The organism is Aliidongia sp. (assembly GCF_035943795.1).
Taxonomy (GTDB): domain Bacteria; phylum Pseudomonadota; class Alphaproteobacteria; order ATCC43930; family CGMCC-115725; genus Aliidongia.
Genome location: NZ_DASZBY010000057.1, coordinates 29,857 through 44,225, shown reverse-complemented (window position 1 = coordinate 44,225; position 14,369 = coordinate 29,857). Strand labels below are relative to the sequence as shown.

The window sequence follows — 14,369 nt, the reverse complement described above, 5'->3', positions numbered from 1 at the left end:
GTTTGGTAACCGACCCGGACGCCCGCCCATGACCCATGCATTCGATCGCCCGATCCGTCGGGCGCTGATTTCCGTTTACGACAAGAGCGGCCTCCTGCCGTTTGCGCGCGCGCTGGCCGAACGCGGGATCACGCTGATCTCGACCGGCGGCTCGTCCAAGGCGCTCTCGGATGCCGGTCTGGCCGTGACCGACGTGGCCAGCGTGACCGGCTTCCCGGAGATGCTCGACGGCCGGGTAAAGACCCTCCATCCGGCAATCCATGGCGGCATCCTGGCGCGGCGCGATCTGGCGACCCATCGCGACGCGCTGGCCAAGCACGACATCGGCGAGATCGACCTGGTCGTTTCCAACCTCTACCCGTTCGAGGCGACGGTCGCGAGCGGCGCGGGCTGGGACGATTGCATCGAGAAGATCGACATCGGCGGCCCGTCGCTGATCCGCGGTGCCGCCAAGAACCATGATTTCGTGACGGTCGTGACCGATCCGGCCGACTATGACCTGGTACTGGCCGAGCTGGCCGCCAACGATGGCGCCACGACGCTTGGCGTCCGACGCCGGCTGGCCGGCATGGCCTATGCCCGCACGTCGGCCTATGACGCGGCCATCGCGGCCTGGATGGCGACGGAGCGGGGCGAGACCTTCCCCTCGACCCTGTCGATCGCCGGCGAGCGCAAGCAGCTGCTGCGCTATGGCGAGAACCCGCATCAGCAGGCGGCCTTCTATGCCATCGCCAAGGACAGCCGCCCCGGCGTTGCGACCGCGACCCAGGTCCAGGGCAAGGAACTCAGCTACAACAACCTCAACGATACCGACGCCGCGTTCGAGGCGGTCGCCGAGTTCGATCAGCCGGCCGTCGCGATCATCAAGCACGCCAATCCCTGCGGCGTGGCGATGGGATCGAGCCTGATCGAGGCCTATCGGCGCGCGCTGGCGTGCGATCCGGTCAGCGCGTTCGGCGGCATCATCGCGCTCAATCGCCCGCTCGACGCGGCGACGGCCGAGGCGGTCGCCTCGCTGTTCGCCGAAGTCATCATCGCGCCGTCGATCGACGATGCGGCGCGCGAAATCCTGGCGCGCAAGACCCAGCTGCGCCTGCTCGCGACCGGCGGCATGCCCGATCCGGCGGCGGCGGGCATGACCTTCCGCTCGCTGTCGGGCGGCTTCCTCATGCAGAACCGCGACTCTGGCCGGGTCAGCGAATCCTCGCTCCAGGTGGTGACCAAGCGGGCGCCGACCGCGGCCGAGATGGCGGACCTGCTGTTCGCCTTCCGCGTCGCCAAGCATGTGAAGTCCAATGCGATCGTCTATGCCAAGGACGGTGCCACGGTCGGCATCGGCGCTGGCCAGATGAGCCGGGTCGACAGCTCGCGCATCGCGGCCTGGAAGGCGGCGGAGGCCGGCATCGCGGCAGCCGGCGGTGACAAGCAGGCGGCCAGCCCGGCGATCGGTTCGGTCGTGGCGTCCGATGCGTTCTTTCCGTTCGCCGACGGCCTGCTGGCCGCCGCCGAGGCCGGCGCCACGGCGGTCATCCAGCCGGGCGGCTCCAAGCGCGATCCCGAAGTGATCGCGGCCGCCGACGAGAAGGGACTGGCCATGGTCTTCACCGGTCTGCGCCACTTCCGTCACTAAGGACACGGAAGCCATGAGCACGTTCGACGTCCAGGCCAAGGTCCGCTCCGTACTGGACCGGGAAGCGGCGGCGATCCGGGCGATCCGGGTCGATGCGACCTATGAGGCCGCGATCGATGCATTGCGGCTGTGCCGTGGCAAGATCGTCGCAACCGGCATGGGCAAGGCGGGCTTCCTCGCCCGGAAGTTCGCCGCGACCCTGAGTTCGACCGGCACGCCGGCGGTGTTCATCCATCCGGCCGAGGCAGCGCATGGCGACCTGGGCCTGATCGCCGAGGGCGATTGCATCGTCGCCTTCTCGACCAGCGGCAAGACGCTCGAGATCGTCGAACTGATCGAACTCTCGCGCCACCTGACCAGCGCGCAAGTCATCTGCATCACCTCGCATCCGGAAAGCGAGCTGCGCCGGCTATCCGACGTCGTGCTCGATATGGGCGTGATCGAGGAGCCATGCCCGCTCGGCCTGACGCCGTCGGCCAGCATGGCGGCAATGTCGGCGATCGGCGACGCTCTGGCCCTGACTCTGATGGAACTGAAGGGCGTCACGCGGCGCGAGTACGGCCTGAGGCATCACGGGGGCTACCTCGGCCATAAGGCCCGCCTCGCCAACGATGTCGAATAGCGTCGGCTCGTTGCCGGATCATGGGCACCCTTCGATACGCGATGAAAACGATCCTCGGGGCGGCTGTGCTCTGCGGCGCCCTGCTGACCCCGGCCAGCGCGTCGGCCGGCACGACGGTGCATTTCCTGACCGAGGATAGCGGTCGTTTCAGCTACGTCGAGGATGGCGAGATCAAGGGCATCCTGGTCGACCTGGTTCGCGAGGTCGCGCGCCGCGCCGATATCGATGCCACGTTCGACCTGCTGCCCTGGAAACGCGCCTATGAAGGGGCGCTCGGCAATGCCGACACTTGCGTTTTCGCCACGACCATGACCGAGGAGCGCCGGCCGCTATTCAAGTGGGTGGCGCCGCTGGTCTTCAACAACTGGGCGCTGCTCGGGCTGAAGTCGCGCCACATCCGGCTAACCCGCCTCGACGAAGCCCGGCCCTATGTCATCGGCGTCTACCAGGGCGACGCCCGGGAGACGTTCCTGCGTCAGCGCGGCTTTTCGCTGGCACCGGTCAGCCGCAACGAATTCAACATCAGCGGCCTGGAGAGCGGCCGGATCGATCTCTGGGCTTCCAGCATCTACACGCCGCTGCAAATGGGGCCTGATGTCGCCGCCAAGATCGAGACCGTCTTGGAATTCCACGCGGTCGAACTGGGTGTCGCCTGCAACATCGCCGTGCCCGACGCCACGATCGAGCGGTTGAACCGGGTCATGGCCCAGGTCCGGGCCGAGCACGGCTACAACCAGGGCGACAGCGCCGACGAGGCGAATTGAGCCGGTGCCGCACGGCTTGACCGGGGCCTTCGATCGGGCATGATCGCTGTTTCCGCCGATCGCAACGGGAGCGCGACCGATGCCGCCGAAAGCCCACTCATTGCCTTTGGCCGATGCAACGACGACCGCGTCGGTCCATGATTGGCTGGAGCATTTCGCCGCGTGCGTGCGCGCGGTCGACTATCGGGCGGCCCGGCCATTCTGGCATGCCGACATCATCGTCTTCGGCACCTACCAGGAACTGATCCACGGCCTCGGCCGCTGGACCGATACGCAATGGGACAATGTTTGGCCCCGCACCGAGGGCTTCGCCTTCGACCTCGACAATACCGCCGTCCTGGCGAGTGCCGACGGCAGCATGGCAACGGTGATCGCGCCCTGGACCAGCATCGGCTTCCATCCTGACGGTGCGCGGTTCGACCGGCCCGGACGGGCGACCATCATGCTCGCCCGGCAGGAGGACGGCCGTTGGCTCGGCGTCCATTCCCATATGTCGCTGCAGCGTGGCGTGCCCCAAGACAGCCACGGCGTGAGGCCGGTCAAGGCGCGATGAACGGCCTTACGCGACGCTGACCTGGTAGCCTTCCTCCACGATCGCTGCCGCAAGGTCGGCGCGCGGTACCCGGCTGTCGATCTCGACCCGGCCGGTCGCGAGATCGACGCGCACGGCGGCGCCGGCATCGCGCTGGGTGACGGCGGAGGTAACGGCGCGAACGCAATGGGGGCAGGTCATGCCGGACACGATGAAACTCTGCATCGATCGAACTCCTTCTCCAACAACATGGGGCTTCCCACCATGGCAAGGTCAAGGAGCGTGGCTTCGCGGATTTTCATGCTAGGCTCCCGGTCGGATGGAAGCACATGGGAGGGGTGAAGATGAAATTCGCGGTAACGGGTGTGGTGTTGGCGGCGGCATTGGCGGCCACGGGCGCAGCGAAGAAACCGGCCGACGACAGCGTGTTGAAGCAGATCCAGCATGCGGGCGTGCTGAAGATCGGCACGACGGGCGATTACAAGCCGTTCAGCTTCAAGACGCCGGACGGCACGCTGGTCGGCGCCGACATCGAGATGGCGAAGGATCTGGCGGCCACCCTGGGCGTCCGGCCGGAATTCGTGCCGACGACCTGGAAGACGATGCTCGACGACTTCAAGGGCGGCAAGTTCGACGTGGCGTTGGGCGGCATCACGATCAACCCGGACCGCGCCGCGGTCGGCGATTTCTCGATCCCCAACGTCAGTGACGGCAAGCGGCCGATCGTGCGCTGTGCCGACAAGGACAAATACACCAGCCTGGATGCGATCGACGTGCCCGCCACCAAGGTCGTGATCAACCCCGGCGGCACCAACGACAAGTTCGCCCACGAGCATTTCACCAAGGCGCAGATCGTGGTCTGGCCCGACAACAAGACGATCTTCGAGCAACTGGTGGGCAGCCAGGCCGACGTCATGGTGACCGACGGGGTCGAGGTCGACTTGCAGTCGAAGTTGCATCCGGGCGTGCTGTGCCCGGCCGCAGTCGCCGCACCCTTCACCCACTTCGACGATGCCTATCTCCTGCGCAAGGACAAGGATCTGCACGCCGTGGTCGATGGCTGGATGTGGCAGGCGATCGCATCCGGCAAATGGAAACGGACCTACGACGCGGCCATGAACTAGGCCGCATCGCTCGGTCGCTCCGTCAGCCGCTATTTCCGGCAATTCGCCGTGGAATAGCGGCTCATGTCGATGTTGCCGTACTGGTTGGGCAGGGCATAGATCGCGGCCGACCCGCCGGGATCGCACACGCCGGCCGGCAGGGCCACGGCGCCTTCGGGGGCACAGCCGCCCGCGAACAGCGGCAGCAGGAGCGTGGCGGCGAAAAGAGGCAGACGAACGTTCATCACGAAGCACCCTTTTTTGGCTTGGCAGGCACGCCTACCGGGATAGCGCCTCCTATGAACGAAGGCGGTGCCGGTTGGTTCCAGGGTTGCACCCGCGGGCCGATTTACCCGGTTTCCGAAAAGCAAACGGCCGGCGGGTTTCCCCTGCCGGCCGTTTCGTCTTGGCGCCGAATGCGGATCAGACCGTGAGCGCCCTCAATTGCCGGCCGATCACGGTCAGCATGGCGAGGTCGGGTGGCGAGATGCGGCTGACTTCGGCCACCATCTCCTGCACCTTGCCCATGGCGTCGGCGCGCCGCGCGGTCCAGGCGTCGAGCCGGGCTGCGACCGGCCCCGTGCTTTCGGACAGGACATGGCCGACGATCTCCCGCTGCATCGACGAGAAGTCATCGACCAGCGCGCCGATCGCCAGCCGCTGCCACGGCGTCGACGCCGGCAGCGCATGGGCCTTGTCGCGCAGCATGCCGAGGCCGAGCCGCGCGCCGGTCGCGAAATACAGCCGGCCCAGTTCGACCATGTCGAGCTTGGTGCCCTCGTCGATCCGCACGATGTCCATGGCGGCCGACAGGCTGTCCAGCGCCACGACGCGTTCGGCCAGTTCCATCGAGACGCCCTGGGCGACGTAGGCCTGGACCCGGTCCTCATGCGCCGCACGCTCGCTGTCCGGCAGCAGGCTCAGGAGCTTCGCCGACAGCGCCTTGATGCCGGGGCCGAACTCCTTGATACGCGGCGTCACGCCGAGGTTCTGGCCCGACTGCAGGAACCACCGCGCCGCCTGCTCGGCCACGGTGCGCACCGCCAGCAGCAGCTTGGTCTGGGTCGCGGCCGGGATGATGTTGTCCAACACCTCGATCGAGCGCCACAGGCTGGGCAGGTCGAACACGACGCGGGTGATGCGATAGGCCCGCGTCACGTCGGCGGTCGACCGGCCGGTCTTGCCCTGCATCTCGCTGACGAAGCTTGGTCCCAGGCGGTTGATCATGGCGTTGGTGACCACGGTCGCGATGATCTCGCGCCGTAGCCGGTGCGCCTTCAGGTCGGCCTTCGAAAGCTGAACCATCTGGCGCGGGAAATAGGCCAGCAATTCCTCTTCCAGCTCCGGCTCGTCCGGCAGGTCGGTGGTCAGCAGTTCGGCATAGATCGCGTTCTTGGCATAGGCGAGCAGGACGGCCAACTCGGGCCGGGTCAGGCCGCGCTTGGCCGCGGCGCGCTGGATCAGGGCTTCGTCGTCCGGCAGATACTCGATCGCGCGGTCCAGCTTGCCGGCCCGCTCCAGCGACCGCATCAGGCGGGCGTGCTCGTCGAGCAGTGCCGGCGCCTCGGCTTCGGCGATCGTGACTGCCTGGGTCTGCAGGTAATTATCCTCCAGCACCAGCAATCCGACCTCGTCGGTCATGGTCGCGAGGAACGCGTTGCGCTTGTCGGCCTTGAGCTTGCCGGAGCTCAGCATCGCGCTGGCGCCGATCTTGATGTTGACCTCGTGGTCCGAGGTATCGACGCCGGCGGAGTTATCGATCGCGTCGGTGTTCAGGCGGCCGCCGTGCAACGCATATTCGATGCGTCCGCGCTGGGTCAGGGCCAGGTTGGCGCCTTCGCCCACCACCTTGGCGCCGATCTCGCGCCCGTCGATGCGCAGCGCATCGTTGGCCCGGTCGCCGGCTTCGGCCGCACTCTCGGTCGATGCCTTGACGTAAGTGCCGATGCCGCCGAACCACAGCAGGTCGACCGGCAGCTTCAGCAGCACGCGGATGAGATCGTTCGGCGAGATCGTCGCCGATTTGAGGCCGAGCCGCGCCTTGGCCTCGTCCGACAGCGTCAGCGACTTTGCCGATCGCTCGTAGATGGCGCCGCCCTTCGACAGGAGCGAGCGGTCGTAATCGTTCCAGGTCGAGCGCGGCAGGTCGAACAGGCGCTTGCGCTCGAGCCAGGTCCGGGCCGAATCCGGTTCCGGATCGATGAAGATATGCATGTGGTTGAAGGCGGCCAGCAACCGGGTGTGCTGGGACAGCAGCATGCCGTTGCCGAACACGTCGCCCGCCATGTCGCCGATGCCGATGCAGGTGAAGTCGGTGGTCTGGATGTCGGTGCCCAGTTCGCGGAAATGCCGTTTCACCGCCTCCCACGCGCCCCGGGCGGTGATGCCCATCGCCTTGTGGTCGTAACCGATCGAGCCGCCCGACGCGAAGGCGTCGCCCAGCCAGAAGCCGTATTCGATGGCGCAGCCGTTGGCGATGTCGGAGAAGGTGGCCGTGCCCTTGTCGGCGGCCACGACCAGGTAGGGATCGTCGCCGTCGCGCCGCACCACGTGTTTGGGCGGCACGATGCCCGGCCCCTCGATCGTGTCGGTGATGTCGAGCAGGCCGTACATGAGGGTCTTGTAGCAGGCGACGACCTCGGCCATGACCGCCTCGCGGTCGCCCGTGGCCGGCCGCTTCACGACGAAGCCGCCCTTGGATCCCACCGGCACGATGACGGAATTCTTGACCTGCTGCGCCTTCATCAGGCCCAGGATCTCGGTACGGAAATCCTCCTTGCGATCGGACCAGCGGATGCCGCCGCGCGCGACCTTGCCGCCGCGCAGGTGGCAGCCTTCCATGCGCGGGCTATAGACGAAGATCTCGACCAGCGGCCGCGGCTGCGGCAGCAGGTCGATTTCCTGGCTGGCGAGTTTGATCGACAGGTACGGCTTCGGTTTCCCGTCCGCACCCGGCTGGTAGAAATTCGTGCGCAGCGACTTGCGGACCAGCAACAGGAAGCTGCGGAGGATCCGGTCTTCGTCCAGGTTCGAGACCTGGTCGAGATCGGCCTCGATCTCCGCAGCCAGCTTGTCGGCGGCAGCATCCCGGGCCTTCGCCTTGATCGCGGGATCGAACTGCGCCTCGAACAGGCGCACCAGCTTGTGGGCGATTGCCGGGTGCGCGCTGACCGTGTCTTCCATGTAGGCCTGGCTGAACGCCGAGCCGGCTTGGCGCAGCACCTTGCAATAGGTGCGGATGACGACGATCTCGCGCGCGGCGAGGCCGGCCAAGGCCACCAGGCGGTTGAAGCCGTCGTCCTCGACCGTGCCGGCATAGACCGCCGGGAACGCTTCCTCGAAGCGCGGGCCGACTTCGGCCAGGTCGACCGGCATCTGGCCGCGGGTGATCAGCTCGAATTCCTGGACCCAGGCCTTGCTTGCGGCGTCGCGCGCCTTCACCCGGAACGGGTTCTCGGTGATCACCTTCATGCCCAGGTTTTCCAGCATGGGCAACACGTCCGACAGCGGCACCGGCTTGCCGGTCGAGAACGTCTTCAGCCGCAACTCTGACAGGGCGGCGCCGGGCGTGCGGTAGAGCGCCAGCGCGATCGGCGCACCGGCTTCCAAGGTCGCGATCTTCTTGATGTCCTCGACCGCCGACGTCGCGGTGAAGCGTTCGGTATAATTCGTCGGGAACGCGTCGGCATAGCGGCGCAGCAGGGCGTGCGCTTCGTTCTCGTCGAAGGTGTTGCCGAGAGCCTCGCTCAGCTTGTCGGCCCAGACGCGACCGGCCTCGACCAGCTTCTTCTCGAGCGCGACCGGATCGACCTCGGGCACCTGGCTCGGATTGGTGTTGATGATGAAATGGATGCGGGCCAGCACGCTCTCGTCGAGCTGAACCGCGTCGGAGGCGAGCTTGCCGTTGTAGGTGGTCTCGAGAATGTCGGCCATCCGCCGGCGGACAGTCGAGCTGTAGCGGTCGCGCGGCACGTAGACCAGGCAGCTGATGAAGCGCTCGAACGGGTCGCGCCGGGTGAAGGCGGCGATGCGCTGGCGTTCCTGCAGGTTGAGGATGCCGATCGCGGTCGAGAACAGCTCGGCCTCGGTGATCTGGAACAGCTCGTCGCGCGGGAACGCGTCGAGGATATGCTGCAGTGCCTTGCCGTCGTGGCTGTCCGGTGCGAAGCCCGAACGCTCGACGGTGCGCTGGACCTTGCGGCGCAGGACGGGGATCGACCGGGGCGATTTCGCGTAGGACGACGAGGTGAACAGGCCGACCACCAGCTTCTGGCCGACGACTTCGCCCGCCGCGTTGAAGGTCTTGATGCCGATCGTGTCGAGCTGCACCGGGCGATGCACGGTCGAGCGCCGGTTCGACTTGGAGATCATCGTGAGCTGCGGCGAGCGCAAGAATTGCTGCACGTCGGGCGACAGGGTCGTGAAATTCCTGAGCCCGTCGAACACCAGGTAGGAATCGTCGCGCAGCACGCCGCGGCCCACGCCGGGGATGACCTTCAGGCCATCCTTGTCGAAGGCATATTCGCGATAGCCCAGGAAGGTGAAGTTGCGGTCCGCGAGCCAGGTCAGGAAAGCCGAGACCTCGACGGCTTCGGACGCCGGGACGGGCAGGGCGGCATTGCCGATCTCGTCGGCGATCTGCCCGACCTTCTTGGTCATGGCTTCCCAGTCGACCACGGCGGCGCGCACGTCGCCCAAAACCGTCTCGAGGTCGGCGATGATGCGCTTTTCCAGCGCGCTGTCGGCCCGGCCGGCGATCTCGATCTGCATGACCGACTCGCGCTGCGCGTCCGGGCTCGTCTCGTCGACCGAGATCAGCTTGCCGCCGCCGGCACGCACGACCGGGACGACCGGATGGATCACCAGATGGACGACCAGCTCCAGCGCGTTCAGGCACGCGGTCACGCTGTCGACCAGAAAGGGCATGTCGTCGTTGACGATCTGCACCACCGTGCGACCGGCGGTCCAGGCATTCGCCTTGTCGGCGGGCGACAGCACCCGGATCTTGGCTTTGCCGGGTCGCCGTTCGGCCATGAATTGCCACAGCGCCTCGGCCGCAGCGACCAGGGCCTCGGCGGGCCTTGGCAGGATATCGTCGGGCGGCACGTTCTTGTAGAACGTCCTGACAAAGCGTTCGTCGACGCCGCTCTTGGCTTTCGCGGCGGCGGTCGCCACCTTGTCGATGAGGGCCAGTTTCTCGGTTTCCGCGTGCAGCGGCATGGATATCTCCCGGATGTCGGCCGAAGCCTGGTGCCTCTCTTGCGTCGATTGGTCCCGATCGATCGACGCCGGGGCTGCGCTTGGGCTTCGCCTTCTTCGTTCTTCTCTATTACAACGGCATGCGCAAAGCGATCGGCGGTTTTCCGCTGGGATATGAATGCCTTAAAAAGCGGCACCAATTGCCTACGCAAGCGGCAACCTAACCGATTGGGGGAATGCGACAACCCCCAATCTTGCTAAGACCTCTAAGTGACGGAGGCGAAAACGGAGCGTTTGACCCTGAAGACGACCCTGAAAAGCACGCTGCGGTCGACTCGACACGATCGTTTGCAAGCCGCCGCCTGCCAGCTGAAGCGCGGCAATTCCGCGGCTTTCTTCTTCCTGCAGTGGTTGCGTGCGCCCGGCCGCATGGGTGCCGTGGTGCCGTCGAGCCGCCGGCTCGCCGACGCGATGGCGCGACAGATTCCGTCCGAGGCGCGCCACGACACCGCACCGGTCGTCGAGCTGGGCGGCGGTACCGGCAGCATCACGCGCGGTATCCTCGATTCCGGGATCCCGCCGCACCGGCTGATCGTGCTGGAGCGCGACCAGCGCCTGGCCGACCTGCTGGCCAAGCGGTTTCGCGGCATCATCGTGCTGTGCGGCGACGCGCAGGACTTGCAGTCCCTGCTGGCCGACCGGGGCATCACCCGGGTCGCCGCCGTCGTCTCGGGCCTGCCGCTCCTGCTGTTCCCGGAAGAGGCGCGCAAACAGGTGGTCGATGCCTGCTTCGCGGTGCTGGCGCCCGGCCGCCCCTTGGTGCAGTTCACCTATGGTTTCAACGCGCCGCTGCCCCCGCACGAGCATCACCTGCATGCCCGCCGCGTCGCGCGCGTGTTCCGCAACGTGCCGCCGGCTTTCGTCTGGACCTTCCGGGCGGCGGCCTGACGCTCATTCCATCTGGTGCAGTGCCAGCAATCGCTGGTAGCTGCCGTCCGCGCGCATCCGGGCAAGGCCGGTATTGAAGGCGGCAAGCAACTGCTCCGCATCCGGGCGCTGCTTCGAAAAGCTCACGAACAGGGGCTGCTGGGACAATACGCCCTGGGTCAGCGCCAGCAGCGGCGCCAGGTCCGGTGCGCGGCTGCGGATGATGAAGCGCAGGGTCAGTTCGTCGTCGAGTGTGAGATCGATGTGCCGGGCCGCGACCATCTTCAGGTTCAGCAGGATATCGGTGACCGCCGGTCGCTCGAACAACGGCGATGCCAGGAACTCCGGCTCGTAGGTGTATCCGGCGATGGTGCCGACCGTGAGCCCGGCCAAGTCTTCGAGGGAGCGGAACTCGAACGGTGAGCTCGCCGCCTTCACGAAGACCAAGCGACTCATGGCGATCGGTGCGCTGAACAGCAGCGTCTGCGCCCGATCTTCCGTGCGCCAGGCCGACGGCAGGATGTCGAACCGGCCGGCCTCGGTTTCCTCCAGTGCACGGATCCAGGGCAGCATCGTGACCGACGTATCGTAGCCGGCCTGCCGCATGATCCGGGTGGTGAGATCGTTCGCGAAGCCGTCGCCCGGCAGGGCGGCGTCGGAATAGGGTGCGTAGTTCTCGCAGCCGGCGATGGTTAACGTGTCCGCCCGGGCGGCGGTGGACAGCGCGATCGCGAGGGCGCCGATCAGCGATCGGAAAAGAAACTTCGTCATCCGGGCAAAGGCTCTTGTGTTCCGAACCGCGTCTCGACCATCAGCTTGGTCGGATTTCGTGAAGGAAAGATGTCTATCCCAAGCGAATCGCGAAGGTCGCCGTCACCAGGGTCGGGTCCTCGGGGTCGGCCCGGACCGTGAAGCCCAGACGGCGGACCAGGTCGATCATGCCGGTGTTCTCGTGCAGGATGGTGCCCCAGACCTCGGCCAGACCGCGGTCCCGGGCATAGTCCAGGATCAGGTCCATCAGCGCGCGACCGAGGCCGCGGCCCTGCCAGTCGCTGCGCACGATGACCGCGAATTCCGCGCGCTCGTTGTCCGGGTCGGCCGCGATGCGCACCACGCCATAACCGTCGTCGAACTGTCCCGTCTCGAGCGGCGGCAGGGCGACGAACGCCATCTCGCGGTCGTAGTCGATCTGGGTCAGGCGGGCCAGCAGCTGGACCGGCAGGGCCTTCATGGCGGCGAAGAAGCGATGCTGGATATCCTCCGGCCGCATCCGCTGGAAATTCCGCTCGAAAGCCGGCGCATCCTCGGGCTTGACCGGCCGGACCAGGATCTGGGTGCCGTCCTTGAGCGCGATCCGCCGTTCGAGTGCCGACGGATAGGGCAGGATCGCAAAGGGCGCGCGTCGGCCCAGGCGGATGCGCGCGTCGAGCGCCATGACGCCATGCGGGTCGGCGAGCAGCGGGTTGATGTCGAGCTCGACCAGTTCCGGCAGGTCGGCCGTCATCTGCGACAGCTTGACCAGGCTGAGCGCGATCGCGTCGAGGTCGGCCGGCGGCACGGTGCGAAATCCGGCGAGCCGGCGCGAGACCCGCGTCGACGCGATCAGGTCGCGGGCCAGCATCATGTCGAGCGGGGCCAGCGCCAGCGCCTTGTCGCCGATCACCTCGACCGCCGTGCCGCCACGCCCGAACAGCAGCACCGGGCCGAAGATCGGGTCCGAAACCAGGCCGATGATCAGCTCGATCGCATCCGGACGCGTCACCATTTCCTGGACCGCGAAGCCTTCGATCCGGGCGTCGGGCTTGGCCGCGCGGATGCGCGCCAGCATGGCGTGGGCGGCGATGCCGGCCGCTTCCGGCGTGGCGAGATCCAGGGCCACCCCGCCCATGTCGGACTTGTGCGTAATGTCGGGCGAGATGATTTTGACCGCGACCGGTCGATCGATCTCGCGGGCCGCGTCTGCCACCTGATCCGCCTGGGCCACCCGCCGGACCGTGGCGACCGGAATGCCGTAGGCCGCGAGCAGCGCCTTGGAATCGGCCTCGTCCAGCCATTCCTGCCCTGCTGCGCCGGCGGTGGCGACGATCGCGCGCGCGGCACCGAGGTCGGGCGCGAAACCCACCGGCGTCGCCGGCGGGACACGGATCAGCAATTGCTGGTTCCGGCGGAACTCACGCAAATGCATGAAGCCGGTCACGGCCCGCTCGGGCGTTTCGTAGCTGGGCAATCCTGCCTCGGCGAAACGGCTGCGCGCCGCCCGGGCCGCCCCTTCGCCCAGCCAGTTGACCATCACCTTGGACTGCGCCCGCACGTCGAGCTTGCGCAGTGTCGCGATCACCGCCTCGGCGGATTCCAGGGTCGTGGTGACCGCCTGGGGACAGTTCAGCACCAGGCAGGCGTCGGTCTCGGGATCGGCCAGCACGATCTCCAGCGCCGCCGCATAGCGCGCACCGTCGGCATCGCCGATGATGTCGACCGGATTGCCGCGCGACCAGGTCGCCGGCAGGATCCCGTCCAGCGCCGCCAGGGTCGCCGCCGACAGTTGGGCTAGCGTGCCGCCGACCCCGATCAGCGCGTCGGTCGCCAGCACGCCGACACCGCCGCCGTTGGTCAGGATGGTCAGGCGGTCGCCGGGGATGCGCCGTGCATGGCTCAGAGTCTCCAAAGCCGAGAACATCTCGTCGAGCGAGCCGACGCGCAGCATGCCGGCACGCCGGAATGCCGCGTCATAGACCGCGTCGGCACCGGCGAGCGCGCCGGTGTGGGACGTGGCCGCCGTGGCACTCGCCAGATATCGCCCCGCCTTCAGGATGATGACCGGCTTGGTGCGCGCGGCGGCGCGGGCCGCGGACATGAATTTGCGCGCTTCGGTCACGCCTTCGACATACAGCAGGATCGCGCGCACCTGACCGTCGTGGGCCAGATAGTCGAGCATGTCCCCGACATCGACGTCGGCCATGTCGCCCAGCGAGACCATGTGGCTGAAGCCGATGCCGCGGCTGGTCGCCCAGTCGATCAGGGTCGTCGCGATCGCGCCGGACTGGGTCAGGCAGGCGACGTCGCCGGTCAGTGGCGGAATATGGGAAAAGGTGGCGTTGAGCCCGATGCCCGGAACTGCGACGCCCAGGCAATTCGGTCCGATCACGCGCAGCAGGTGCGGCTTGGCGGCATCGAGCAGGGCCTGGCGCAGGTCGGCGCCGTTCGCCGCACCCCGGCCGAAATCGGCGCTCAGCACGATCGCGGCGCGGCAGCCGCGCGCGCCCAGCGCGTCGACCAGGGCCGGCACGCCGACCGCCGGAGTCGCGATCACGGCCAGGTCGGGCACGACGGGCAGATGATCGATATCCGGGTAGCACAGCACGCTCTCGATCGCGGCATGGCGCGGGTTGACCGGCATGATCGGGCCGGCGAACCCGCCGCGCAGCAGATTGCGGGAGACCACGGCGCCGACCGACTGGGGCCGGTCGCTGGCACCGATGAGGGCGACCGAGCGAGGGGCGAACATTCGGCCGAGATTGCGGATCGACATGGGGCGCGGCTCCTCGGTCGGGTCGGGCGGCATTCAGGATAGGCGGGTGGGGTCCGGACTTCC

At 67.3% G+C, this 14,369-nt stretch carries 11 protein-coding genes; 6 read left to right on the top strand and 5 right to left on the bottom strand.

Translation table 11 applies throughout. The annotated features are described in order from the left end of the window. The first annotated feature begins 28 nt into the window (after positions 1-28). From purH to VGV37_RS10030, 4 genes are all read left to right on the top strand, one after another. Positions 29-1,630 carry a bifunctional phosphoribosylaminoimidazolecarboxamide formyltransferase/IMP cyclohydrolase gene (gene purH / locus VGV37_RS10045; protein ID WP_326879527.1) on the top strand — a complete coding sequence of 534 codons (1,602 nt, stop codon included), beginning with the start codon at positions 29-31 and terminating at the stop codon, positions 1,628-1,630. A gap of 13 nt (positions 1,631-1,643) precedes the next feature. Continuing rightward, positions 1,644-2,252, top strand: a complete 609-nt coding sequence (locus VGV37_RS10040) for an SIS domain-containing protein (RefSeq protein ID WP_326879526.1) — start codon at positions 1,644-1,646, stop codon at positions 2,250-2,252. A 41-nt stretch (positions 2,253-2,293) separates the two neighbouring features. After that, on the top strand, positions 2,294-3,016 hold the full coding sequence (locus VGV37_RS10035) for an ABC transporter substrate-binding protein (RefSeq protein ID WP_326879525.1): 723 nt from the start codon (positions 2,294-2,296) through the stop codon (positions 3,014-3,016). A gap of 79 nt (positions 3,017-3,095) precedes the next feature. Beyond that, positions 3,096-3,569, top strand: a complete 474-nt coding sequence (locus VGV37_RS10030; RefSeq protein WP_326879524.1) for a YybH family protein — start codon at positions 3,096-3,098, stop codon at positions 3,567-3,569. 6 nt (positions 3,570-3,575) lie between these two features. Here VGV37_RS10030 and VGV37_RS10025 read toward each other — a convergent pair whose 3' ends face one another. Next, the gene (locus VGV37_RS10025) at positions 3,576-3,773 is read right to left on the bottom strand and encodes a heavy-metal-associated domain-containing protein (protein ID WP_326879523.1); all 198 of its coding nucleotides are present in this window, start codon (positions 3,771-3,773) and stop codon (positions 3,576-3,578) included. A gap of 119 nt (positions 3,774-3,892) precedes the next feature. On the opposite strand from VGV37_RS10025, the gene VGV37_RS10020 reads away from it, so the two are divergent. Then, entirely contained in the window at positions 3,893-4,672 is a 780-nt protein-coding gene (locus VGV37_RS10020) for a transporter substrate-binding domain-containing protein (RefSeq protein ID WP_326879522.1), read from the top strand. A gap of 29 nt (positions 4,673-4,701) precedes the next feature. On the opposite strand, the gene VGV37_RS10015 is transcribed toward VGV37_RS10020, so the two are convergent. Together VGV37_RS10015 and VGV37_RS10010 are read right to left on the bottom strand one after the other, a co-directional pair. Next, positions 4,702-4,896, bottom strand: coding sequence for a hypothetical protein (locus VGV37_RS10015; RefSeq protein ID WP_326879521.1), 195 nt, complete (start codon positions 4,894-4,896; stop codon positions 4,702-4,704). Between the two features lie 178 nt (positions 4,897-5,074). After that, complete coding sequence (locus VGV37_RS10010) at positions 5,075-9,871, bottom strand: NAD-glutamate dehydrogenase (protein ID WP_326879520.1); 4,797 nt, start codon at positions 9,869-9,871, stop codon at positions 5,075-5,077. A gap of 249 nt (positions 9,872-10,120) precedes the next feature. On the opposite strand from VGV37_RS10010, the gene VGV37_RS10005 reads away from it, so the two are divergent. After that, the gene (locus VGV37_RS10005) at positions 10,121-10,798 is read left to right on the top strand and encodes a hypothetical protein (RefSeq protein WP_326879519.1); all 678 of its coding nucleotides are present in this window, start codon (positions 10,121-10,123) and stop codon (positions 10,796-10,798) included. Between the two features lie 3 nt (positions 10,799-10,801). On the opposite strand, the gene VGV37_RS10000 is transcribed toward VGV37_RS10005, so the two are convergent. Both VGV37_RS10000 and VGV37_RS09995 read right to left on the bottom strand, forming a co-directional pair. Further along, a complete protein-coding gene (locus VGV37_RS10000; protein ID WP_326879518.1) occupies positions 10,802-11,548 on the bottom strand; it encodes a substrate-binding periplasmic protein in 747 nt (248 codons plus the stop codon). Positions 11,549-11,621: 73 nt separating this feature from the next. Continuing rightward, a complete protein-coding gene (locus tag VGV37_RS09995) occupies positions 11,622-14,306 on the bottom strand; it encodes a bifunctional acetate--CoA ligase family protein/GNAT family N-acetyltransferase (RefSeq protein WP_326879517.1) in 2,685 nt (894 codons plus the stop codon). Positions 14,307-14,369: the final 63 nt, after the last annotated feature.